Origin of the sequence: Oligoflexus sp. (assembly GCF_035638955.1) — a bacterium.
Taxonomy (GTDB): domain Bacteria; phylum Bdellovibrionota_B; class Oligoflexia; order Oligoflexales; family Oligoflexaceae; genus Oligoflexus.
In genome coordinates, this window is sequence record NZ_DASQYZ010000221.1 from 120,449 (window position 1) to 143,437 (window position 22,989).

General features: G+C 53.5%; 17 protein-coding genes. 12 read left to right on the forward strand and 5 right to left on the reverse strand.

Annotated features, from left to right (window positions below):
* Nucleotides 1–138 precede the first annotated feature (138 nt).
* The 5 genes from VE954_RS20730 (at nt 139) to VE954_RS20750 (ending at nt 8,692) form a co-directional block, all read left to right on the forward strand.
* Nucleotides 139–3,864 carry a transglycosylase domain-containing protein gene (locus VE954_RS20730; protein WP_324956303.1) on the forward strand — a complete coding sequence of 1,242 codons (3,726 nt, stop codon included), beginning with the start codon at nt 139–141 and terminating at the stop codon, nt 3,862–3,864.
* A 36-nt stretch (nt 3,865–3,900) separates the two neighbouring features.
* Entirely contained in the window at nt 3,901–5,208 is a 1,308-nt protein-coding gene (gene hemL / locus VE954_RS20735; protein WP_324956304.1) for a glutamate-1-semialdehyde 2,1-aminomutase, read from the forward strand.
* A gap of 1 nt (nt 5,209) precedes the next feature.
* A complete protein-coding gene (locus VE954_RS20740) occupies nt 5,210–6,250 on the forward strand; it encodes a hypothetical protein (RefSeq protein ID WP_324956305.1) in 1,041 nt (346 codons plus the stop codon).
* Nucleotides 6,251–6,259: 9 nt separating this feature from the next.
* Nucleotides 6,260–7,132, forward strand: coding sequence for a hypothetical protein (locus VE954_RS20745; RefSeq protein WP_324956307.1), 873 nt, complete (start codon nt 6,260–6,262; stop codon nt 7,130–7,132).
* A gap of 123 nt (nt 7,133–7,255) precedes the next feature.
* Entirely contained in the window at nt 7,256–8,692 is a 1,437-nt protein-coding gene (locus tag VE954_RS20750) for a cytochrome P450 (RefSeq protein ID WP_324956309.1), read from the forward strand.
* A gap of 30 nt (nt 8,693–8,722) precedes the next feature.
* On the opposite strand, the gene VE954_RS20755 is transcribed toward VE954_RS20750, so the two are convergent.
* Nucleotides 8,723–11,368, reverse strand: coding sequence for a tetratricopeptide repeat protein (locus VE954_RS20755; protein WP_324956311.1), 2,646 nt, complete (start codon nt 11,366–11,368; stop codon nt 8,723–8,725).
* A 184-nt stretch (nt 11,369–11,552) separates the two neighbouring features.
* On the opposite strand from VE954_RS20755, the gene VE954_RS20760 reads away from it, so the two are divergent.
* The gene (locus VE954_RS20760) at nt 11,553–12,203 is read left to right on the forward strand and encodes a hypothetical protein (RefSeq protein ID WP_324956313.1); all 651 of its coding nucleotides are present in this window, start codon (nt 11,553–11,555) and stop codon (nt 12,201–12,203) included.
* 6 nt (nt 12,204–12,209) lie between these two features.
* On the opposite strand, the gene VE954_RS20765 is transcribed toward VE954_RS20760, so the two are convergent.
* Nucleotides 12,210–13,574 (reverse strand): ATP-binding protein, encoded by a 1,365-nt coding sequence (locus VE954_RS20765; RefSeq protein WP_324956315.1) that lies wholly within the window; start codon nt 13,572–13,574, stop codon nt 12,210–12,212.
* Nucleotides 13,575–13,615: 41 nt separating this feature from the next.
* Between VE954_RS20765 and VE954_RS20770 the strand changes: the two genes are divergently transcribed.
* Entirely contained in the window at nt 13,616–13,927 is a 312-nt protein-coding gene (locus VE954_RS20770) for a hypothetical protein (RefSeq protein ID WP_324956318.1), read from the forward strand.
* A 369-nt stretch (nt 13,928–14,296) separates the two neighbouring features.
* Nucleotides 14,297–14,821: a hypothetical protein gene (locus tag VE954_RS20775; protein WP_324956320.1), complete on the forward strand. Its 525-nt coding sequence runs from the start codon at nt 14,297–14,299 to the stop codon at nt 14,819–14,821.
* Nucleotides 14,822–14,875: 54 nt separating this feature from the next.
* Here the strand turns inward: VE954_RS20775 and VE954_RS20780 are convergent, their stop codons facing one another.
* Nucleotides 14,876–15,235, reverse strand: a complete 360-nt coding sequence (locus tag VE954_RS20780) for a hypothetical protein (RefSeq protein ID WP_324956323.1) — start codon at nt 15,233–15,235, stop codon at nt 14,876–14,878.
* 9 nt (nt 15,236–15,244) lie between these two features.
* The gene (locus VE954_RS20785) at nt 15,245–16,006 is read right to left on the reverse strand and encodes a response regulator (RefSeq protein ID WP_324956325.1); all 762 of its coding nucleotides are present in this window, start codon (nt 16,004–16,006) and stop codon (nt 15,245–15,247) included.
* 166 nt (nt 16,007–16,172) lie between these two features.
* On the opposite strand from VE954_RS20785, the gene VE954_RS20790 reads away from it, so the two are divergent.
* From VE954_RS20790 to VE954_RS20805, 4 genes are all read left to right on the forward strand, one after another.
* Nucleotides 16,173–16,532, forward strand: a complete 360-nt coding sequence (locus tag VE954_RS20790; protein ID WP_324956327.1) for a hypothetical protein — start codon at nt 16,173–16,175, stop codon at nt 16,530–16,532.
* Between the two features lie 95 nt (nt 16,533–16,627).
* Entirely contained in the window at nt 16,628–17,395 is a 768-nt protein-coding gene (locus tag VE954_RS20795) for a hypothetical protein (RefSeq protein ID WP_324956329.1), read from the forward strand.
* Nucleotides 17,396–17,424: 29 nt separating this feature from the next.
* Nucleotides 17,425–19,992 carry a DUF3857 domain-containing protein gene (locus VE954_RS20800; protein WP_324956331.1) on the forward strand — a complete coding sequence of 856 codons (2,568 nt, stop codon included), beginning with the start codon at nt 17,425–17,427 and terminating at the stop codon, nt 19,990–19,992.
* A 3-nt stretch (nt 19,993–19,995) separates the two neighbouring features.
* Entirely contained in the window at nt 19,996–21,663 is a 1,668-nt protein-coding gene (locus tag VE954_RS20805; protein WP_324956333.1) for a caspase family protein, read from the forward strand.
* Nucleotides 21,664–21,698: 35 nt separating this feature from the next.
* Here the strand turns inward: VE954_RS20805 and VE954_RS20810 are convergent, their stop codons facing one another.
* A complete protein-coding gene (locus tag VE954_RS20810; RefSeq protein WP_324956335.1) occupies nt 21,699–22,988 on the reverse strand; it encodes a S8 family peptidase in 1,290 nt (429 codons plus the stop codon).
* Nucleotide 22,989: the final 1 nt, after the last annotated feature.

Sequence of the window (22,989 nt, forward strand, 5' to 3'; positions counted from 1 at the left end):
CCGTCGTCTCCTGAAATTTTCATTTCACTATTATAGCATATAAGCGAGTCCCACCCGATACAGAGAAGCTGTGGACTTCGCTCGAGCTTCGCGCGATAATTTACGAGTTCAGAGCTTTACATGCCAAAAGAGGTGCCCTTGAAACTCCAAAAAAAGAAATTCCTGGCCGTCCTTCTTGCGTTGGCCGGGGCCGGGGTGCTGAGCTTTCTTATCCTGGGAGGCATCACAGCATACCTGGTGTACTTTGGCGACGTATCGGAATTAAAAAAATCCACCATTCTCGCCCGTATCAACGAAGAGACAACTCTTTTCACGCTCGATGAGCAGACGAAAATAGGCAGCATCTTCGACGACGCGCATCGCAGTTATGTGACGATTGATCAGGTGCCGGAAAATATGATTCGGGCGATGGTGGCGGCCGAAGATAAAAACTTCTTCCAACACTTTGGTGTGGATCCCTTTGCCATCGGTTTGGCCTTTATGGAAGGGGTGCAGAGCGGGTTCCGTTTCAAACGGGGCGGTTCGTCCATCACGCAGCAGACCGTGAAAAACATCATGGATCACCGCGAACATTCCTTTAGCCGCAAGTTCAAGGAAGTGATTCGCTCGTTCCAGTTGGAGCGGATGTATTCCAAGCAGCAGATTCTCGAATTCTATCTGAACCAGTTCCATGTCACGGCCAACGGCAAGGGGATAGGGATTGCGGCGCGTTATTATTTTAATAAGGACGTCAAGGAACTGAACCTGATCGAGGCCGCATTCATCGCCGGCTCGGTGAAGGCCCCGAACAAATACAACCCGTTTGTGAAATTCACCCGCGAGGACAAGGAAACCGCCTGGAACAACGCCAACTGGCGGAAAAACTATGTGATCCGCCGCATGTATGAGCAGGGCTGGATCAAGGAAGACGAATTCAATGTCGCCTTCAAGGAAAAAGTCCCCTTTAATCAAGGCAAGTTCCGTACCCAGGAAGTGGCTCTGGTATCCCTGATTCGTGGTCAGCTGGATAAAAAGGAAATCCTGGAAGCCCTCGACATGGAATCCATTGCTGAACTCAACCATGCGGGTTTAAAGGTCTTCACGACGATCGACCAGAAGCTTCAGGACACGGCCCAGCTCCAGATGCGGCGGAACCTGTCGCGTTTGGAAATGATTCTGGAAGATTACAAGGTCGAGGATAAAAAGCACTATCGTCCCTTGCGGGAACTTGAAGTCAATCAGTTCTATTATGGAAAAGTGGATAAGGTGATCAAGGGCAAGACCCCCGAAGTTCATATCGACTTCGGTTTGCCCAAAGGGATCATTGCCACCGATGCCTTGATTCGCACAGCGAAAATTCTTTCGATACCCACCTATAGGCCCTATGAAGATCATTTGAAGGAAATGCTCGACCGCGTGAAGGTCGGTGATGTGGTCTTCCTTGAGGTTTTGGAATACGACGAGGAAAAACATCTGGCCGTCCTGGAATTGAAAAAGCGTCCCGAAGTCAACGGTGGTTTGATTGCCGTGGATGAAGGGGAAGTTCGGGCTGTGGTCTCGGGCTTTGATTCGCAGGGTTTCAACCGGGCCGTGTTCGCCACCCGGCAGCCCGGTTCCGTGTTCAAATCCGTGGTGTTCTTTGCTGCGCTCCAGCTCGGTTGGACCATCCTGGATCGTATCGATAACGAACGCCGGATTTTCCCCTTCCAGGGCAAGTACTATCTGCCTCGACCGGATCATAGCAGTCCTTATGAAGACGTCTCGATGGTCTGGGCCGGTGTGAAATCAGAAAACCTGGCGACCGTTTATCTTACGGCCCATCTTTTGGATAAGCTGAATTTCGAGGAATTCAAGGAACTGCTGGGCTCGATGGAACTGGTTCCCCTGGATGGCGAGGCGCCACGCGACTTTCATTATCGTGTGGCCAAGGAAACCGGCGTCCAGCTTGATAACAATGGCGTTAAGGAGCATATGCTCAACCGCGCGATCGAGGAGCTCAAGCCCGACCTGATTTTCTCGGGCCGCATGGAACTGCTCCGCGATGTGAGCAAGATCTGGTGGGGTCGTGGCTATATGACCGAACTCCAGAACATCTATCGACTGGATGATGGTGATGTCTCGGATCGTGAACGCAATCTGCGCCTTGATCTCGTCAAGAAAAACTGGGAACGCCTTTCCACGATGGCCCTGGATGCGCGTCAGGACTGGAAAATTCTAGCCTCGCGGGTGTCGTCGTCGGGCCCTGAGTCGATTTTTTCAGACCCGCAGACCCTCGGTCTGGTTTCGCGATTCCGCGTTTTGTCCACCGGTCATCGTCCTGCTTTGGGTTACGCGAAGGAGCTGCCGGGCGAGGAATTCAAACCCGGTTCCCGGGGCAAGATGGTGAACATAGATCCCCCTGCCGGCCGTCCCTTGAACCCGCTCGACGCGCAGGCTATCTGGGGCGGTGGCGGTGTAAGCCTTGAGGATGTGAACCTCGGTGGTTTCCTGCCCTTGCGTTATTACGATCGCATCGCGCAGTCGATGGAAGACCAGTATCAGTCGGTGATCTCGCAGAAAGATCAGTATTCTCTTTATCAATACTTTAACCACCACGATTTCCGCATCATCGTGGGTCTGCGCTACTTGAGCAACCTGTCCCGAGCCATGGGCGTGTACTCGAAACTGGAGCCGGTTCTGTCCTTTGGCCTCGGTACCAATGATGTGAGCGTGGCCGAGGTGGCCAAGGTTTATCAGACTTTCGCCAACGGCAAGATTTACCGTTTCTATAAGGAAGGTCCGGACAATCAGCTGAACTTTATCCGCCGCATCGAGGATCGTGACGGTAATCTGCTTTATGAACCCAAACGGCAGGAATTCCAGCTGGTCGACCCTTGCTATGCGGCCCAGATGAGCGAGATTCTGCGTAAAGTCGTAACTCACGGAACGGGTCGTCGTGCGCGCGGTGAACTTTATCTGGAATATCCGATCGAAGGACAGCCGGCGGATAAACTTCGTAGAATTGGTGTTCCTGCTTATGGTAAAACAGGTACGACCAACGATTACACCACAGCTTATTTCGCTGGTTATGTGCCCTTTCCTGTGAAGCCGAACGAAGCTCTGGAACCCATGGTTCATACGCATGTGATCGCTTCTTACGTTGGTTATGATCACAATAGAACCATGCGGCGCGGTGGATTCCGAATCTCGGGTGCCTACGGGGCTTTGCCGGTCTGGACCGATTATGCCAAAGCCATGATCAAGGAAACCGGCTACCAGAAAATGCTCGACCCGACGCAACCAGCCATGGCCAACATTCAGGTCTGGCCGACGCGCATGCATAGCTGTTCCGCGCCGGTCGCGGTGGATTTGCCACAAGGTCTTGTCATGCAGGGCGGTGGTGATGGTGATGCCTTTGAATTCACCAACTTTGAAAAAGAAGGTGAAACCTTTCAGAACGAATTCGCACGAAGTGCCAGCGTTCGTTCGTATGTGAACCTTGCTACGGTCTTGAGCGGTGGATCACGGGTTCCTCGCCGGGCTTTCCAGCCTTTCCTGAAACCTGATGGCGTGCAAAGTGGTCCCAAATTGATTGAAGGTCTACCGGGCAAGGATAATAGTGCGGCTCGCGAAGGCAGCATTCCTGTTCTGCCGGTCATGGATCAGGCTCCGATTGCCAAGGGCGAAGCTCCTCGCGGCTCAGCTGCTGTTACAGCCCCGGCCGGCGTAATGCCCAACCCAGGCTCCGAACCCGTGATGCCAGCTGCTCCTCCCGCACCCGCTGGTGCTCGAACCGACGCGCCGATGGTCCGACCGGTGGAGAAAGTGTCGGGCGCGGAAAAAAAGGTGGAACCGGCTAAGAAAATCGAAGAGGATGCAGGGCTTCAGGACGATGAACTCTGGTGATGGCTGGTCTTGAATTCAGTGCAAAAGGAATCTTTGATGAGTCGCAAAACTCTCTCGTTCACGCGCAGTAAAAAACTTTTTGATGAAGCCTGCCAGATTATTCCGGGAGGGGTCAATTCCCCCGTTCGGGCTTTCAAGCAGGTTGATGCGCATCCGCTCTTCATCAAAAGAGCTGAAGGTGCTTATGTGTGGGACGTCGACGGTAACCGTTTTGTTGACTACGTAGGCAGTTGGGGGCCGGCCATCCTTGGTCATGCGCATCCTGAAGTGGTGAAGGCGGTCACGGCTGTGCTGAGCGATGGTTTTTCCTTTGGTGCTCCTTGTGAAGCTGAGATTATGCTCACGCGCAAGGTTCAGGAAATCCTGCCCAGCATCGAGATGCTGCGCCTCGTTTCGAGTGGAACCGAAGCCTGCATGTCCGCTTTGCGCGTGGCGCGTGGGTATACGGGTCGCGAAAAAGTGGTCAAATTTACAGGTTGCTATCATGGCCATGCTGATATGCTCCTGGTCAAAGCCGGATCGGGCGTGGCGACTTTGGGAATCCCTGGCAGCCCCGGTGTCCCGCAGGGTTCGACCAAGGACACCATCACGCTGGCTTTCAATGATAGTCAGGGACTGAAGGAGCTCTTTGCTGCCCAGGGCAAGGACATCGCCGCCCTGATCGTGGAACCTATTGTGGGCAACGGCAATTTTATCCGGCCCAAGGATGGTTACCTGGAGCTGATGCGCGAACTTTGTACGACTCATGGTGTCGTCTTGATTTTTGATGAAGTGATGACGGGTTTCCGCGTCGGTCTGAGTGGGGTTCAAGGGCTTAAGAAGATCAAGCCCGACCTGACCACCCTTGGCAAGGTTATTGGCGGCGGCATGCCCATCGGGGCCTACGGCGGCAAAGCAGAAATCATGAGCAAGGTTGCGCCTGCAGGGCCGGTCTATCAGGCCGGAACTTTGTCTGGAAACCCGGTCGCTGTAACCTGCGGTATTAAGACGCTGGAACTCATCCAAAACAAATATACCTTTACAGAGCTGAGTAAGCGTACTAGAGAGCTGGTTCTGGGATTGAAGGAGCGGGCCTCACGTCATGGTGTAGCGCTTTCGGTCGACAGTGAAGGCGGCATGTTCGGCTTCATGTTTTGCTCAGAATTGCCCACCTCGTTTGAGGCGGCAGCTCTGGCGAATATCGATCAGTTCAAGCGATTCTTCCGCGGCATGTTGCATCAAGGCGTGTATTTAGCTCCGTCGGCGTTCGAGGCCGGTTTTGTTTCCTTCGCCCATGGCGATAAGGAAATAGCCGCGACTCTCGAAGCAGCTGATCATGTTTTTGCTAACTTGAGTCAATATTAAAATGAAAAGTGCCAGTACAGACCGCCAGGAAACGACCTTCATTGGTTGTTCCAATTCCTGGAGCTCACATCCTCTGGTTCAAGAACTCGAAAAGTACGCACCTCGTTTCCAACTCGTACGCGATGATGGAGCGGGGCTGAATAGGAAATTGGAACAGGGCGAAGTCACCATGGCCTTCTGTCCTTCCATTAGTCTTGTTCGTCATGCTGATTTCGAGATGGCCCTGCCTGTCGGTGTCGCGGTTGAAAGCGGCAGCTCCCTTGCCCTCTGGGGTCTTAGCAATCACAATATGCACCTTAAAAATGTCATCGATGCCCGCGTGGAAGCCCTGCGCGAGGTTTTCCGTTGGGCCCAGCTGCACAAGACGGAAAACCTGAAGCAGGCCATGACTGTTCTGCATCAGGGTCTGGCGAATCTTCCGGTGCCGCGTTTGGAAAATCTGCCGACCATGCGCCTGAATGCATCCGCCTCATCCTGGAATGTCCTGGCTCGGGTTCTTTATCGTTTGATCTTTGGGGCCGAAGCGTATGACCTGCTGGTGCGCATTGCCAGCAGCTCGGGAACCGGAACCAACTGGAACGGTGGCGGTGAGGACGGACCCAATCTGGATCTGCGCATTGAAAACGAAGCCCTTCAGAAGCGCTGCAGTTTCCGCCATTATTATGATTTAGGCGAGCTCTGGCGCACCATCACCGGTCTGCCTTTTGTGGCCAATGTTCTGCAGAAGAACAAACGCAACACAGCCAATTGTCGAAGTTCGCTGTCCGAGGTTCTGGAACTGGCCCAGATGCGCATGCAAATTGAACCTTGCAACTATCTGCCGGATATTCTGCCCCGTAACTGCCAGCAGCAGAGCATCGATCTCTGTTCGATGTGGAAGGGTGTGCATTACCGTCTGGGCAGTGAAGATTTGCGCGGTCTGCTGGTGTTTCTGGCCCTCTCCAAACCGGTTGAGAAAAAATCGGGCGAGGATGATGCTTTCACTTTGAAAATGCTTCGTTGGCAGCAAAGAGAAGGTTTCATGAATGGGCAACTGGCCTGAGAGGGCGGAATGATTATTCGGGCCCTAGGATATGGTTTGGTCGCTCATCTGATACTCGGATGGGCTTTCTTTTTTTTTATTCCCCGTCAGGCGCCACGCCGGGTGACTCCCCATCTTCCTGTGCAAATCCAAATCTCAGAAAAGACGGCACCAGTGGTTCGCCGTCCACGCTTGCCCGCTTCGGGACTGGGCTCAGGAACTGCGGTGAAGCCGCAGGCCGATGCCAGATCCTCAGCGTCACCGATCCCTGCTCCCGTTCCCCGTTACACGGACCTTATTCCCAAAGCTGCAACGGGACAGATGCCGCTGCCTGAAGCCTCAGCGCCGCGGGAACAATCACTGCTTCCAGGGCATGAATTCAAAGCAGGCAGCTCCGGACTGACGAAACAGAATCTTGTGGTTGATGCCAGCGTGCTCTCGGCGGCGCTTGATGTGCCCTTGCATGCCCGGCGTCTATCATCCGGATCCGAAGCCTTTCTTCGCATCAGGCGGATGCGTGCCAATCATCTTCGTATTGTTGATCTTCGCGGTGATCCGATGCTGCGTGCGGTGCTTTATGAAAAATTGCATCAGGCCAGTGTCATGGCGGTTATCCTGAAGCTTATGGATGAGCTTCAGGAAACATCGCTCCCGATCACACTGCAAACCCTGACCGGAGCCGCAGGTCGCATGCAGGACGAGACCGACTTCACCTGGATCGGACGCAAGCTGGTCATCCGCAAGTCGGCGCCGCCGCCGTCACGAGCGGGAGGCGGCGCTATTACCTTGCCGGATGAGGACGCGAAAAAAGCGATTATCAAAGATCGTCTGGAGTTCGAACAATTCCAGACGTCGCGAGCCTATCGTTCCGCGATTCAAAACTACGATCTTCCCACTCCCTAAGTCCCATTCTTGTCTTCTCTTCGAGGCTGATATAAAGGTAGAATTTGAATGTCGCAACGCATTGAATTTTAGGGTTTTTTTACCCATGCCAGTGGAACTCTGGAAACAAAGGAGCAAGACCTCGTGTCAACTGCATCGCTTCCTCTTTTGCAAACAGATGTCATCCCACAACCCCCACGCCTGCCGCTGCTTGGTCATGCCCATCATTTCATGGGCGCGGATTTCGTTCAGGGTTTGATGAAACTTGCCAGGCAGTATGGGCCCCTTTTCGAACTGCATCTGCCCGGGAATCGTGTGCTGGTTGCGACCGATTATGCGTTGGCGGAAGAGCTTTGCGATGAAAAGCGTTTTGGCAAGCGGGTCGGGGGACCGCTCAAACACGTCAGGCGTTTTACCGGTGACGGCCTATTCACGGCCATGAATGATGAGGCCAACTGGGCCAAGGCGCATCAAATCCTGATGCCTGCGTTCAGCATGAAAGCCATACGCGGTTATTTTCCTGGAATGCTCGAAATGGGTAAAAAGCTGGTGGAGAAATGGTCCAACCATGATCCTGCCGGCGTGGAAGTCGCCGAGGATTTTACCCGGCTGACCTTGGATACGATTGCCCTCTGTGGTTTTGATTATCGGTTCAATTCATTCGATAGCGACGAGCTTCATCCCTTCGTCAACGCGATGAACCGTTGCCTGGCGGATTGCCGGCGGCAGATGCGGTCCACTCCTGTGCAGCGGCTGCTCAATTTCAAGGGCAGGCGGCAGTTTACTCTGGATCGTGATCTGATGTTTCGCATCGTTGATGATGTGATTGCGGAGCGTCTGGCTGATCCTCGACCGGGACAGAAGGATTTGATGGGCCTGATGCTGGATGGTGTCGATCGTAAAACGGGAACCGGCCTCGATGCTGAAAATATTCGCTATCAGCTGATTACGTTTCTGATAGCCGGCCACGAAACAACCAGTGGATGGCTATCTTTCGCTCTTTATTTTCTAGTCAAAAATCCTGAGATTATGGCCAAGGCTGTGGCTGAAGTCGATCATGTGTTTGCGGATGCCAACCAGATGGACCCCACCTTTGTGGATGTTCAAAAGCTGACCTATCTGGATCAGATTTTAAAGGAATCGCTGCGGCTATGGCCCACAGCCCCTGCCTTTTCGCGGACGCCGCACAGTACCACGACATTGGGCGGCAAGTATCGAGTCCGGCTCGGGGATCGGGTCCTGGTCTTCACACCCATTGTGCATCGTGATCCACGCATCTGGGGTCCGGAGCCTGAAGTTTTCAATCCCGATCATTTCGCGCCCGAGGCCTGTAAGAAAAGGCCGGAGAAAGCCTATCGCCCTTTTGGAACCGGCATGCGGGTTTGTATCGGCCAGCACTTTGCCACCGTGGAAGCCACGCTGGCTTTGGCCCTTCTTCTGAAGAATTTCGAATTTGAGGATTTTGAGAACTACAAGCTCAAGATCATAGAAAATCTAACGCTCAAACCTCAGGGTTTCCGCCTGCGCATACACCCGCGTCGGGCGCAGTTTCAAAAGGCGATGGAAGCGGCCCGCGGTTGAAGCCAGAGAAGACAGAGCATGGGTATGGAGTCAGGCGGCGCGCGGTTGAGGCCAGTGAAGGGACAGCATAGCGCCTGGGCCGCGATCATTGGGCTGAAATTGGAGGCTTCCTCCGGTTTCGTGGCAAAGACTCTGCACGGCACTCATGCCGACGCCACGTCCGCTGGTGTTGGTCACGGTCTCGGTGGTGGAAAGTCCATCCGCAAAAACCAGATGGGTCAGTTCGTGATCGGATAAGCCCCATTTCCCCATAGCCTGTGCTCTTTCGCGGAGCTTGGACCAGGCGATGCCACGGCCATAATCACGAATCACGAGGCGAATGCCTCCCGCATCCTGCTCCGCGTCCACTTCGATGCAGACGGAATCGACCACCTGTCCTTCCTTCCGAGGCTGTAGATAACCGTGATCGATCGCGTTATTCATGGCATGAACAAAAATCGATTCCAGTTTCTCCACGACGCGCGATGGCCAATGCCTGACGAAATCCCGCACCACAACGCCCTGAAAGTCCAATCCGTTGTCGAGGCATCGGCGGCGCAAACCCGGCAAAAGATGATCAAGACTTGAGAATAGGGACTGCTCTGAAGCCATCGCTGCCCTGGGAGCGAGGGTCACATGCGATTCGAGGGAGACGTAATCATCAAAACAGGCTTGAAAGCGCACCAGACTCTGCTGCAGTTCCGCGGGATCCGGTTCGCGACCCACGAAAATATCCTCAAAATCATGCGCAGCTTGTGCGAGGTCACGCAGTCCAAGACTTCGCGCCAGGCCTTTGAGGGTATGGAGACGACGAAAGATCTCAGCGCCGTGGCGGTCCGATAGCCATTTGGGGCAGCTGCTCAGGAAATCTCGCGTGTCTTGAAACATGCGACTCGCCTTGATCGGACCCAGCTGGGTAAGCTCCTGCAGACAGCGCGTGATGCGATCACCGCGCAGACGTTCAAACGCCACCTGCTGCATGAGCTCCTTCTGATGCGTCATGTCCCGGAAACTGAGCAGGATCGACGACATGCGGCCGCGTGAGCCAAAGATGGGCTGCCACTGCAACGATAGAATGCGTTCGTTCTGCCAGATCAATTCCACAGGCAGAAGATGCTGGTTGAGTTCCCAGGTCAGAGGCCCTTCGCTCATCGACAAGGTCAGGACTTCTTGAAATATCTGCATATCCTCGGTCGTAAACGGTGCCGATGCCAGGACATCCCGGAGAATATGGCGGCCGTGCAGAGGTTTGCCAAAAACTTTCTCCACATACTGGGAATATCCAGCCCTGATCCGCAGTTGGTCATCGAAGGTCAAGATGCCTTCCTGGATTTGCTGCAGGATGCGACGCATATGCAATTCCCCGCGCCTCAACTGACGGGATCGATTCGCAGCCAGCAGGAGCGAAGCGATGGCCACCGCGGCCAGGATCAGGCTGATCATAAGCAGAAAGCGGAGATGCTCTGCATCCTTCAGTCGCTGGCTCTGGGAGTCATTCTCGGCTTTCAGTGTCCTATTGCGCTCCTCTTCCACGCGCAGGCCCAAATCAACCATAGCCTTGGAATATTCACGAACTTCATTCTCAGCCTTTAGCTTCTGACTGAGTTCAGTGAACTTTTTTAAATGATGGAGAGCGTGATGGGTCTGGCCTTGGCTTTCATACGCCAGGGCCAGCATCTGATGGATTTCGCTCTGGTCGTACAGATAGTCGGCTGGAATGAGCTTCTCGGCCTTGTGCAGAGCCGCCATGGCTTCCTCGTGCTGCTTCGCGCCGAGATAGGCGATGCCCAACTTTTTATAAGCGTCGCCACTCCAGAGATCATTGTCAAAGCTGTCGAACATTGTCACGGCCTGACGGCCCATAGCGATGGCCTCCTGATAACGCTGGAGCTTTGCATAGAGTCTGGCCAAAGCCGCATGACCTTTGGCGATCGTCCATTCATCACGGAAGGGACGCGCCTGCTGCATGGCGTTTTTAAACCAGGCTTCAGCTTTGGCCCAATCTTCAGGATCCTTGGAACTGCTGTAATGGAGTCCCATCTCATGGGCATTGGTAATACAGAGTGAACGGAGCATCTGCTTATCGCAGTGCGCGGCAATTTCCTGATACAGCTGCAGGGCCCGTTCAGGCTGGCCCTCCGTGTCCAGCACCATCGCCATATCGATCTTGAGGCGTAGCCGTTCAATCGCGGGAACGTTGGGAATGGAATTCAAGAGGTCAGCGGATTTTTTTTGCAGTTGAATAGCTGCTAGCATATCGCCTCGCTCATAGAGCCAGAACGCATGCTCTCGCAAAATGCGTGAAGCGGCTAACGGTTGCCGTAAAGCTTGCGCCTGCGCCAGGAGCTGCTCGAAATCCTTTTGCATGGAGTGCTTTTTCTGTTCGAGCAGGGAATCCAATTGCAGGTCCAGGGCTTCCCGAACCAGACGCAGTTCGTGGGCAAGGTGCCTTGCCGTTATGCGGTCATCGGGAGTCGCGCCCTTTTCTCCAAAATCCAAGGCAACGGGAGCCTCGGCCCAGACCGCTCGCACCCAGAGTTTTTCCTGACCCTGGGGACCGCGCTTGATAATCTCGCGGGTCATATTCAGGAGTATGCGCGGATCATCTTCACGTAGCACAAGCACGCGTTCGTCGTCAAGGATCTCGCTCACTTGCGCGAGAGCCTTGAAACTGCATACGAGAAGGATAAAGCTCACAAAAAAAGTCTTTGGCATTTTATAAGGATAGCAGTCATCGCTTTGAAAATTTTGCCGGCCTGGACAGTGTCGCACCCTTAAACGACTTTTCCGCCAATTATGATAATGATTCCCTTGAATTATTCGTGGTGTGGTCCTTGCAAATCTGTTCAGGTTGGTAAAAATTTGAAGTACGGAGAAGGCCATGAACCGCATGCTATGCTTGGCTGCAATGTTTCTATTGCTGTCCTGTAAAGGTGGAAAGAACGGCAGTGATGATCGGCAGTTCGGTTCGCTCAGTGCGAGTTTTGGCAGCAAGACCTATGGCCAAGGCAGCGAAGATGCTGTGGTCATTCCTGATGAAGATACGATCGTGATTGATAAGAACATTGACGGAGGCGTCATCGACGCCATCGGCAAAGGCGGCCCCAAACCCGAAGAAAATCCCGGTCCTGGCAAGGAGACGCCTCCTCCGGCCAAAGGCCCGGAACTGCCTGATGCCCTGAAAGTCAAACTCGCCAAGTGCTGGCCGCAGTGGGATAAAGGTGCGGCTGGTGAAAAATATGATATTCGCCAGGTCACCCTGGATGTCGAGAAGTTGAAAAAATCCACGATTCAATTGACGGGCGATAAACCTGAAGTGGTTTTCGTCAGCATCACGTCCGCCAGTTATATTGAAAAGGTGAGTCTGGCTTTGGAAAACGCCAAGGGACTTTATTGCCTGGATATAACGGCCGAAAAGGGCATCGAGTATCTGGATATCGCCTATGTCTGCGGCGCCAAACTTGGCCTCGTCGACATCGAAGGTGGCAAGGCCAAGAAGGTGAATATTCGCGAGGTTTGTAACAAGCCTTGATCGGATTCAGGACGCCAGAGCCAGATTCGTCTGGCTCCTTTTGAACTGAATTTCAAACCAGAAATCGTAGTACTCCGCGGTTTCATCCTTGGGCGCTCCCACGCGCACGTGGATAGTGCCGCCGACTTTTTCCATGAAGGTCTGCACGGCATGCATGCCGACACCCCGACCTGGAATCTCCGAAATTTCATGAGCTGTGGAAATCCCCGACGCGAAGATCAGATCCGCGACGTCCTGGAGCGTGCTGCTGCCGTTCAGTAAGCCATGCGCTTCGCCTTTGGCTCGCAATTTTTGAACGGCCAGTCCACGACCGTCATCACTCATGCTGATGGTCAGCAGATGCGGTTCGATGGTGGTGACAGCCTTGATGCAGACATGCTCGGATTTACCCTTACGCTTGCGCTCGGCTGGGCTTTCTATGCCATGATCCAAAGCATTGCGTAACAGGTGGACCATGCAGTTATCAAGCACCGTTTTTTGGTCGGGCGGTATGGAAATATCATCTATATTAAAATCAAAGATGGGATCCGCCTTGCCCAGATCACGGGCAATCTTCAGAGCCCGCTCCTTATAGCCATCAAAACTCGCGGGGAGCTGCTCAAAGATGAGGCGTGTGAGCGCTTCATTCTGCTCACGCAGCCAGTCGATGATATTGCCGACTTCCGGAGGATCCTCGATCAGGTCCTTGATAAAGAAGTAGTGCTTTTCAATGAAGTCACGTTCCAGGACGACTTTGCTATAGTTATCGGCGCGATTCAACTTGCTGCGGTTAATGTCCACATAGCGATGGATGACGGCCAGGGTTGCGGCAATATCATCCTTCAGCCGCTGGGTGAGGATCAGTTCGCCGTCTTTGAAAATATGGGCATAGTAATCTTCCATTTCATGAATCTGGCGCGCCAGGTCCTTGAACTGGAGCGTTCGCGCTGCACCCTTCACGGTGTGTGCATTCACAAACAGCATGCGAACCGCGGCTGGGGTCAGCTGCTGCTCCTGATGAATGATGCGTTCGTTTTCTTTGAGCAGGGGCAGACTGGTCGAGAAGAACTGGGCCGCCTTGCTGGGCGAAACATTCAGCAGTTCCTGGATCAGCATCAGTTCCTGACGCTGCTTATCGGTCTCCTTCTGTAACTCCCGCTCAGCTGTGGCGTCCAGAAAAGTGACGAGGAGGCGGACGACAATGTCATCTTCCACGTTCCAGGTCGCGCGCAGAAATTTTTCGTCTTTGGCGCCGCGATAGATCATTTCAAGCGGTAACTTGCCAGCATTGGCCTCGAAGTTAAACTCCTCTTCACCAAGAGGACGTCGCGGCGCCGCGGACGATATTTGTAGCCCTGCAGACCTCAGAGAAAGAATACCTGCTGTCGACACAATCCGATCATGTCATCCTTCGCGCGGATGAAGGTGGAGTCATGGGAGATCCATGGTCGGGTCTTTCGATCAATAGAGGGTCCTTCCTCGTTTCCTTCCTCGTTTCCTTTGCTGGAGACAGCAACTGGAGATGGAGCTACAATCTTCGCTTTCGATTCCAGGACAATGACTGGTTTTTGATCGGCAAGACTGAAGAGAACTTTGCCGTATCTTCAGGAGACGCCGACTTCGAAAAAACGGACTATAATCTTTTGACCGGAGTCATGATTCATACAGTCGGCAAAAAACCACCCGTTAAAAAAAATTTCGGAAAGAAGAAAATTCGGCTTAAAGATTGGGAATCGGAGACCTAAGTGGAAGTCTTCAAGTAGCTTTCTTCGCCCGGTTGCCATCTGACCGCATTATTTGGGTGAGGGCTCATGCTGAGATCGCATGGAAACTGAACATGCGCTTCTAGAAAGCTTGTACTTGCAGCTCCCATAGTCACAGCAGACCCAAGCGCTATTCTGTGTTGGGTGAAATTGTGCGCATACCCCCTCGCCTGGAACGTGAGCCGTGAGTATGATGGCTAAAAACCTTGAGCCTGCTCGCCAGGGCTCATGATGCCACCAATGTCCCTTGATGTCCCCCAGCTTTCCTTGTTGTCCCTCCAGCTAACCCATAAAACAAGAGCATCAAAAGCCGCTGTCTGCGGTACCCATACTTTCCCAGGAGTCCATGTTATGAATTTTCTCCGTAAAATCCTCTTCGGCCTTTTGCTTCTCTCCTCAGCTGCGCAATCCCAGGTAGACCCATTGACCGTGGAGTTCGAGGGCAACTTCGTGTCCACCGGGTCCGCCACCGGCACAGGCATTAAGATTTATTATGGTTCGCGACCGACCGTCACTGTCGACCTGGTCACCAATGATCTGTACTGGCAGTTTGCAGAAGGCAAGGACGTCCGGGTCAGCGGTCTTTGGACCCAATCGAGTGACGGTGATATGCGTTTGATTGCCAAGGATGTGCAGCCCATGTCCTTCAGGAAGGGCACGCTGGAAAGCGCGTTTGGGATCGGCGGCGAGTCTACCGGTTATCAGCTGCGCATGGCCAATGGACTGAAGATCGAAATCGATTTGCAAAGCTACGGCCTGACCGGTGAATTTGCTCTGGATCGCTCCGTGGAAGTCCGCGGCTATTTTAAGGTGATTCAGGCTGTGCAGACCCGTCGCGTGGTCCTGGTCGTCAATCAGGTCAAGCCTGCCCTTTAAGAAGAAAGGGCCTATCCGGGAAACATGGATACGCCCTTCAACTCCTACTCCTGCCTATGGACCTCCACGCTCCGGCCAACGATCTTCATAGGTGGCGTCGGTCCCTTTCATGTTATCGGGGTTTGTTTTCAGGCGTAACGGCGTCTCGATGGCTTTTTTCTCGACGAGCAGCTGTTGAAAAGCGGCCTCGTCCATGTACCGGGCTTCCACGAACTCGTTGGGAATGAACTGGATGTTCCCGTTCACATGAAAGTATTCCCGATTTCCAAGGTGGGTGAGATCCAGAGTTCCGCCCTGAATCGTAACCATCTCTTCCTGGGCGAAGCGGAGCACCGATATCTTGTGAAAAATGGAAGTGTCCGCTCCTGCCACGCCCGCCCACATCCATGCGAAGACCATGAGGAACCTGAACATACGAGCCTCTTATGCTGATTCCTGGAAACCAGCGGGTGGAGTCTGATTGGCAAAGAGAGAATCCAGAGCCAGGCGTACCTGATAATTGGGTTCGATCAGAAGAGTGCGAACGATATAAGGCAACGGGTCGCCGTCCTTGCGGGTCGGTTTGCTGCGCAGAACTTTGACGGTGAAATAGCGTTCCGTTAAATGCGGCTCGAGACCCTGGCAGAGGATATGCAGGACGGAATCCTTGAGGAAGTTGGCGGACGAGCGAACGAGAAAGCTTGCGGGCGTCACCTGAACGATTTTCATAACAGGCAAAATATTAACGTGGACCAGTTCGCAGGCGAAATCACAGACCAGCTTGCGGCTGAGATCCAGCGTGTCACAGGACATGCCGAGCAGGTCTTCCACTTTGGTGATAAGTTTGTCCAGTTGAACGGGCTTGGGAATGAAGGTGCCGACGCCAATGCGCAGGGCAGCATCCAAAAAGCTTTGGTCGACACGCTTGCCACTGATAAAGGCCATGGCGAACTCACGCGAACCGCGCTCTTCCTGAAATCGTTTGGCCAGAGCGATGCCATTGGTGTCTGATTCAAGATCAATGTCCAGGAGGATGAGTTTCAGCTCAGGATGCTCATGGAAGAGGCGGATGGCCGTGCTGGGCTGGCTAGCCGTTAGCACTTTATGGCCTCGCGCGGACAGCACGCCGTCAACCAGTTTGAGGGTATCCGAACTGTTGTCCACCACCAGGATGGAATTTTTGATTTTGAGGTCTTCTTGCACCATGATTCGTCCCTTCGCTTAAGACCGGAAGCTGCCTTGTTTATCGGTCTTTTCTCGCAGATTTCAATAAGGCGGCGATCGATTTGATGAAAAGGTATGAATTTGTCCTTTTAACTCGACGGGAAATGCGATAAGTCTGGAAAATTAGTGGGATGCAGTGAGGTAAGTTATGGATAACAGGATTATTGCATTGGAGCGCATCGACGAACTTAGAAAATACGACACAGAAGAAAGCCCTTTTGTCGACGACTTGCTGTCAGGATGCCTTGAGACGGCACGCCAAACGACATTCTTTCTGAAAAGTCATATTGCTGAGCGCGACAAAAAACTCCTCAACAGCAAAGCTCATACCGCGCGTGGATCGTGTCTGGATGCCGGTTACAATCGACTGGCTGGGATCTTTGGGACCATTGAAATCGCGGCCAACGAAGAAAGTTTCAACCAAATCGAGTCCAGCCTGCCCGACCTTGAACATGCCCTGGAAGCGACAGAACAGGCTTTGAAGCACCTGCTCAACGGCCGACCCTAGACCCTATCCAGCCGATCCGTCCTTCAAGTGACGGATCTTCTTGGCTTTTCTTACGTATCCTAACCGAAGCATCTCATGTCCCTGGAAGACATGGAATGAAACGGTTAGTCGTCTTTTCCATGAATGCACTTCTGGGTCTCATCATTTTGCATTGTTTCATCCTTCATCGCTGGCGCGGAACCCAGGGATTGCGGGCTTGGTTTGAAGAAACTCAGCGTGTGCTTCGGTGCCTGGAAGCACGACAGTATGCATTGGATACCGAGGTCCTGACGCCGCTGATGACCCTTTTTAGCGCGCAGTTGCGGACGGGGCGCCTGCAGCCTCAGGCTATACGCACTCTTTTGACATGGATAAGAACCCTGGATCGGGCCGACGCAGAACGCCGTCGCGTGGGCTATGGGGCGGCTTTGCGATTAGGACTGGCCGCGGGTCTGGGGCTTTTGGCCAGTCTTATCCTGGATGGTACCTGGTTTTTACGCCTGGCTGACAACCCACCGGCCATGCTGCTGATAATCGGTGATAGCCTTATTCTCTCACTTTGGTTACAACGCCTGAAAGCTCATCCCCTGGCGGATTCTACGGAACTGCGGGTCCAGTTCACCCGAGCGTTTCTAGGCCAAAGTCAGGGTGGACCCTGGCATGAAACCTGGATCAAAATCCACGAGCGTGGACAAATCATGGGACGCGATGGACATGATGAGCAGATCCAGGTTCTTGAGGATTGGCTTTTGAGCGGGATTCAGGACCAGGAAAAGCGTCTGACCTGGGCAGATGAGCTGTTTGGTCTTGTTGAATTGGCCGGCTCCGTTTATTTTCTTGGAACTGCGTGTGCCCTGCCTTTGCTGAAACTCTGGGGCGGATAATTCAAGGTCTTGTTTGGCAAGGAACCCTTATGCGATGGCCTTATCTTTGGCTTGTATGGATCATTTGGCTCGGATGGGTTTCAGAAACGTCGGCTCAAACCTTGACGGTAGGCCCGGTTCCAGGCTGGGTGCAAACCCACGATGCAACGTCAGCATCGGTATCTGATTTTGATGGTCCGGTGACTTACCTGCTGGTGGATCGTCAGGATTCCTTTGTGGGTACGGTTCCCCAAGCTTATTTTCGGCTGGTGGGTCGCATTAATAATCCGGCTGGGCTCGATGAGTTGAGTCAGATCATGGCCGAATTTGATCCCGGCTTTGAAAAGGTGATCGTTCATCACATCAAAATCAAGCGTGACCAGACCACGGCTGTCATCCCTGTGAAGCCAGGTGATTTTGAAATGATCCGTCGTGAAAAGGACAGTGAACGACAGATTTTTGATGGCACGCTCACCGCCTCCTACCTTCTGCATGATCTGCGCGTCGGTGACATCGTGGACTTCGCCTATACGCTGACCGGTCAGCAACCTTTGCTTGGAAAAAAATTCAGCGGCCGCCATGATTTGAACTGGAACGTTCCCGTGCTGGAAGCTCACGTTCGTCAAATATGGCCTCTGGATGCGCCGCTGCAGTGGAAGGTCACTCGGTCGGATATTGCCGTCCAGCAACGTGTAGAAGGTTCGCAGCTGATCACGCAATGGACAGGGCGCAAACTGCAGCCTCATCTGGAAGAAGATCAAATCCCCGCGTGGATGGATCCGATGGATAGCTTTGCGTTCAGCAGCTGGCAAAGTTGGGAAGAGGTGGCTCGCTGGGCCTTGCCTTTTTATCAGGTGAATGCAGCCAGTGAGTTGGCCGTGGAAGATATGGCTCAGCGTATTCGCGAGCGTGTGCGCGAGCCCAAGGCACGGATTGAGGAAGCGATTCGTTTTGTTCAGGATGACATTCGCTATGTGGGGATCGAACTAGGCTCTGGTTCCATTGTCCCAAGGCAACCGGATGAGGTCTTGCGACGCCGATTCGGCGATTGCAAGGATAAGACTTTGCTGCTGTCGCGGCTCATTCAAAAGCTCGGTTACGAGGCTTTCCCCATCCTGGTTCGCAGTGAAGGCGGTCAGGAACTGGATAAAATTCCGCCGACACCGTTGGCCTTCAATCATGTGATTGTAGGTGTGAAACATCCCGAGACGGACATCGTCTATTGGGTGGATGGCACCATGCAGCATCAGGGTTTCAAATTGGAAACGCGAGATTATGCGGGTCTGTATCAGGGCCTTCCGCTCCGCCCCGGTTCGAAAGAACTGCTGAAACAGGATTCCAAACTCACACCCTTGGGCCGCATCGAATATAGCGAACACTATGCAGCGCAGGATTTGAATGAACCTTTGGTGCTCACCATTCGCAGCAAATTTTCGGGATGGCAGGCCGAGAAAATGCGAACCGAGCTCGCGTCCCAGGGTTCTGTGGTGCTGAGCGATAGTCTGGCCAATTCCATTAAAAAAATGTATCCCGAAGCTCAAATCCAGCAGGATCCTGTGTTTCGCGATGATCGTTTCACCAATGAACTGACGGTTGAGGAGCGTTACGCCATTCCTGGTTTATGGCGTTCCTCCGAAGACGGCACCTGGCGATTGGATGTGTCAGCAGCGGCTTATATAGCGCAGTACCTTACGCAGCCGCATAAGGTGAAGCGTACCCATGCTGTGGCGCAGATGCATCCCCTGCAGATCACGCATCGGCAGACGATTGAGATTCCATCCGATTGGTCGATGCCTTCTGCTGAGCTTGAGATCCTGAACGCTGGTTTTCGCTATCACATGAACCAGACTTTTCAGGATGGTGTCATGAGCTTTGCCCATGAATGGGAAAGCCTCCAGGATCATGTGAACGTCAGTGATCTGGCCGAGTATCTGCAGGACGTAGAGTTGGTTCAGCAGGAACTGGGGCGGTATGTGAGCTACAAGCCCAAGGGCTCGCCTTCGGTATGGGAACGATTTACGGTAGCCTTTCCGCAGATCCTGGGACTTTTTATTTTGTTCCTCGTGGCGATTGGCTGGCATTTGCAGAGCGATGATTGGGTGGATGGGCGCATGCTATGGCCGTATCGGTCCCTCTATTTCATGACCATCATGCTGATTCTGAGCAGTGGGGCTTTTGCTTTATTCTGGTATGCCGATGCCGATCGTCGGATGCGGCGTACGGGGCGCAGTATCGCACCCCGGTCCCTCATGTGGCTGTCGCTCGGCATCTTTGCCGCTGCCCTGGCCAGTCGCGGCATCCAGGTGCTGATTGATCCGTCAACCTTTCAGGAGGCCCCCTGGCCATTGCTGGCGGTGATCCCCATTTTGCATCTGCTGTGGGCCGTGTTCATGCTCCGCCTGCTAACCCGCGAATTTCCTGAACAAGGCTGGCGCCAATGGCCGTCCTGGATCTTCGGTCCGCTCTATTTTCAAAGCAAAATGCAGCATCTGGCTGTGCCTCTTCGTCCTGAGACAGCAGCCCCTTTGATCGAGCCCTTGTCGACCGACCCTATGTTATCATCAAGTCGTCTGCATCCGGCCGAAGAGGGCCATGAACCACGTTCTGAGGGAGTCTAAGTCTTGCGTCAATTCTGGTCATGTCTCGCTTTTATCATGCTCGGCATTCTGCCGCGGGTCACCTTTGCCCAGGATAAGGTCAAGGAACAGAAACTGGTTCTGGCCATCGGTGTCGGCAATTTTGAAGATCAACGCTGGCCGAATCTGAAGTACGTGGAGAAGGATGCGGCGTCTGTTTATCAGTCCTTGAAAAATAACTTCGACGGCGGCTGGCTGCTGACACCCCAAAGCACAGGCCAGGCTGTGACGCGACGCAGCGTTCTGGATGCGATCGCCCAGCTTGAAAAGGAAAACCGCAGCGAGAACGATACCATCGTTATTTATTTTTCCGGACACGGCACGCTCGCCAGCGGCCCCCGTCCTGAAAGCGGTGGGCTCGGCCTACGAAAGTTCCTGGTGATGGGTGATACCAAATTCAATGATCCTGAAGACACCGCTTTGGGCATCGATGAACTGCTGAGTCGTTTCCAAAAATTGCGTTCCCGTCGCAAGGCTCTCATCATCGACTCCTGCTATGCCGGGGGTGGGAAGGCCTATCTTACGCCGCAGATCATGAGTATCCTGGCTCAGCAAAAAGCTGGCGCGATGCAGGAGCCGCCGGATAATGTGGTCGAGAGTGCCGCAATATACACCGCCAGTGCCTGGGCCGAGGAAGCGCGTGAGAGTGAAAAGCTCGGGCATGGTGTTTACACGTATTTTCTTCTGGAAGGCTTTAAATCCGATTTGGATGGTGACGGTGCCGTATCGATGTCGGAAGCCCATCAGTATGCCAGCAACCGCGTGATTGCCTATACGCAAAACAGCCAGCATCCTACCGCGAAAGTGGAGTTTGTGGGCAAGGATCCCGTGATTGTCTCGGGTAAATCCACCAAGGTCGGGGCTTCGATCCTTTATGCCTGGCAATGGAGCCTGCGAAAATACGAAGTGTTCGTCAACAAGTCCCCCATTGGAACTCTGCAGCAGGGTGCGGTGCCGATTCCTGATGGCAAGCATCAGCTGGTGATTATGGACCCCGTAACCAAAAAGGTGGTTCTGGATCGCGTCGTGGAATTTGAAAAAGGCCGCGATTATTCGCTTTCTGAACTCTTTGTCAGTCAACCTACCCATCACATCACGTTTGGTCCCACGGCCATGCAGTTTCTGGCCAGTGATCTGAAAGACCGTTGGTCGCCCAAACCCTGGGCCGGCTGGCATATCAACTATCAGAAGGATGAGGCCTGGCGGGATTTCAACCTGCATCTGCAACTGGCCCAGTATGCGGCCCGACGTCAGGACGTTATCATCGACCTTGAAGACGACGGGACTGGCCTGAGTCTCGATACGACCGATCAGGACATCAGTGCGCAAAAAATCAGCGTGGCGCTCGGCAAGCATGAAGAAATCAGCTGGCTTTCGCGGCGTGCGGCGGGCATTCAAACCCGCTGGCAATGGCAGGCTGGGCCGGAAGTGCTGCTCGTCAATCGAGCCTTGAGCGTTTATGGCGACCGCGATTTCAAGGAAAAGCAAACGGTCGGTGGCCTGACGTTCGGCCTGTCGCTGCACAGTGTGTTTCTCTATCCGCATATTGATTTAAGTCTGGGCACCAACGTCGATGCGCTGCAGGATGTCTTCATGGATAAAAATGTGGCGTTGACGTCCGTCTTTTATTTGGGGCTCGGCAGCAGCTGGTAAGGGGAAGCCTGGATCCTGGGATCCAGGCCGGATGCTTAGCGGGAAAGTTTACGCTGGTTGGGTTCTGTCATCATCTGCAGGGCAGCCAGCGGACTGATGATGCCCGAACCAAAGTCGAAATCAAACTTGGGTTCCATCGAATAGAGCAGGAGCGATTTCAGATCTGCCAGGGACATACGACCCGTATTCTGCAGGATCAGGGCAATACTGCCTGCGGCATGCGGCGTCGCCATCGATGTGCCGGACATGTAAGCATAGCCATTGCCGGGCATGGCTGAATAGATATCCACACCTGGTGCCGCCAAATCCGGTTTGAAAACATTCAACACATTCTTATTGATACGCCAGTAGTTGGGACCGCGGCTGGAGAATTCTGCGACATTGTTGCCTGCGTCGATCGCAGCGACGGACAGCACTTCAGGAAAACCACCGGGCATGCCGTTGGGTGAGGTTCCGCTGTTGCCAGCGGCAAAGACCGGAATGATATCGGAATCAACCCAAGCGATCATGGCGCGATGAAAGGCTTCAAATTCCGCGATATCCGTGATGTTGAACGGGATGTCGAGGCCCCATGAGTTGCTGACGAGATGGGGGAAGTCTTCGGTTTCAGGGTTGCCATCAGGATCATACATCCACTGCATGGCGTTCAGGAGCCAGGCGTCACTCGCACTGCCGGTGGCACTGAAAGCTTTGGCCACATAGAGATCCACATTGGGCGCCATGCCGGTGGTGGCGCCGGCAATCGTTCCCGAAACATGGGTGCCGTGGCCATTGTCATCGTAAGCATAAGCGATGCCGTTCACGAAATCCTTGAACACCACTTTATTCTTCTGTTCAAACTCCGGATGTCGACTTTGAATGCCCGTATCGATCACACCCACCCGTACACCCTGGCCGTTGACGCCGGGAAAATCGGTATGAATCTGTTCTGTATTCAGGCGGCGTAGACCCCAACCTGGATCCATAACCACTGGGGCTTCCTGGGTCACAGGCGCAATGTACTTGCGGGTCTGATTCGGAACCACGCGCTCGACAAAATCCAGCTTTTGCACCTGGGGCAGATCCGCTGATTTCAACTGCATTTCCACGGCGGAAACCAGCCAGAGGTCCTGATATTTTACGGTATCCTTGCTGACGCCCAGAGCCTGGAGCAGCTTGTCGATGCGTTCACTGTTGCTGACTCGTTTGCTGACCATTTGTTGTTTGTGAGCATCCTTGCCCACCACGAGAGTGGCCTGACTTTTAAAGAGAATGATATAGGATTCAGCATGCAGAGCCGCTGTCCATCCCCACAAAACCAGAAATAAGGTCCATCGTTGCATCATA

What these genes read in the sequence shown, in the direction of transcription:
- hemL (WP_324956304.1), top strand. Translation starts at nt 3,901, where the DNA reads ATGAGTCGCAAAACTCTCTCGTTCACGCGCAGTAAAAAACTTTTTGAT.
- VE954_RS20740 (WP_324956305.1), top strand. Translation starts at nt 5,210, where the DNA reads ATGAAAAGTGCCAGTACAGACCGCCAGGAAACGACCTTCATTGGTTGT.
- VE954_RS20745 (WP_324956307.1), top strand. Translation starts at nt 6,260, where the DNA reads ATGATTATTCGGGCCCTAGGATATGGTTTGGTCGCTCATCTGATACTC.
- VE954_RS20760 (WP_324956313.1), top strand. Translation starts at nt 11,553, where the DNA reads ATGAACCGCATGCTATGCTTGGCTGCAATGTTTCTATTGCTGTCCTGT.
- VE954_RS20770 (WP_324956318.1), top strand. Translation starts at nt 13,616, where the DNA reads ATGGGAGATCCATGGTCGGGTCTTTCGATCAATAGAGGGTCCTTCCTC.
- VE954_RS20775 (WP_324956320.1), top strand. Translation starts at nt 14,297, where the DNA reads ATGAATTTTCTCCGTAAAATCCTCTTCGGCCTTTTGCTTCTCTCCTCA.
- VE954_RS20780 (WP_324956323.1), bottom strand. Translation starts at nt 15,235, where the DNA reads ATGTTCAGGTTCCTCATGGTCTTCGCATGGATGTGGGCGGGCGTGGCA.
- VE954_RS20785 (WP_324956325.1), bottom strand. Translation starts at nt 16,006, where the DNA reads ATGGTGCAAGAAGACCTCAAAATCAAAAATTCCATCCTGGTGGTGGAC.
- VE954_RS20790 (WP_324956327.1), top strand. Translation starts at nt 16,173, where the DNA reads ATGGATAACAGGATTATTGCATTGGAGCGCATCGACGAACTTAGAAAA.
- VE954_RS20795 (WP_324956329.1), top strand. Translation starts at nt 16,628, where the DNA reads ATGAAACGGTTAGTCGTCTTTTCCATGAATGCACTTCTGGGTCTCATC.
- VE954_RS20800 (WP_324956331.1), top strand. Translation starts at nt 17,425, where the DNA reads ATGCGATGGCCTTATCTTTGGCTTGTATGGATCATTTGGCTCGGATGG.
- VE954_RS20810 (WP_324956335.1), bottom strand. Translation starts at nt 22,988, where the DNA reads ATGATGCAACGATGGACCTTATTTCTGGTTTTGTGGGGATGGACAGCG.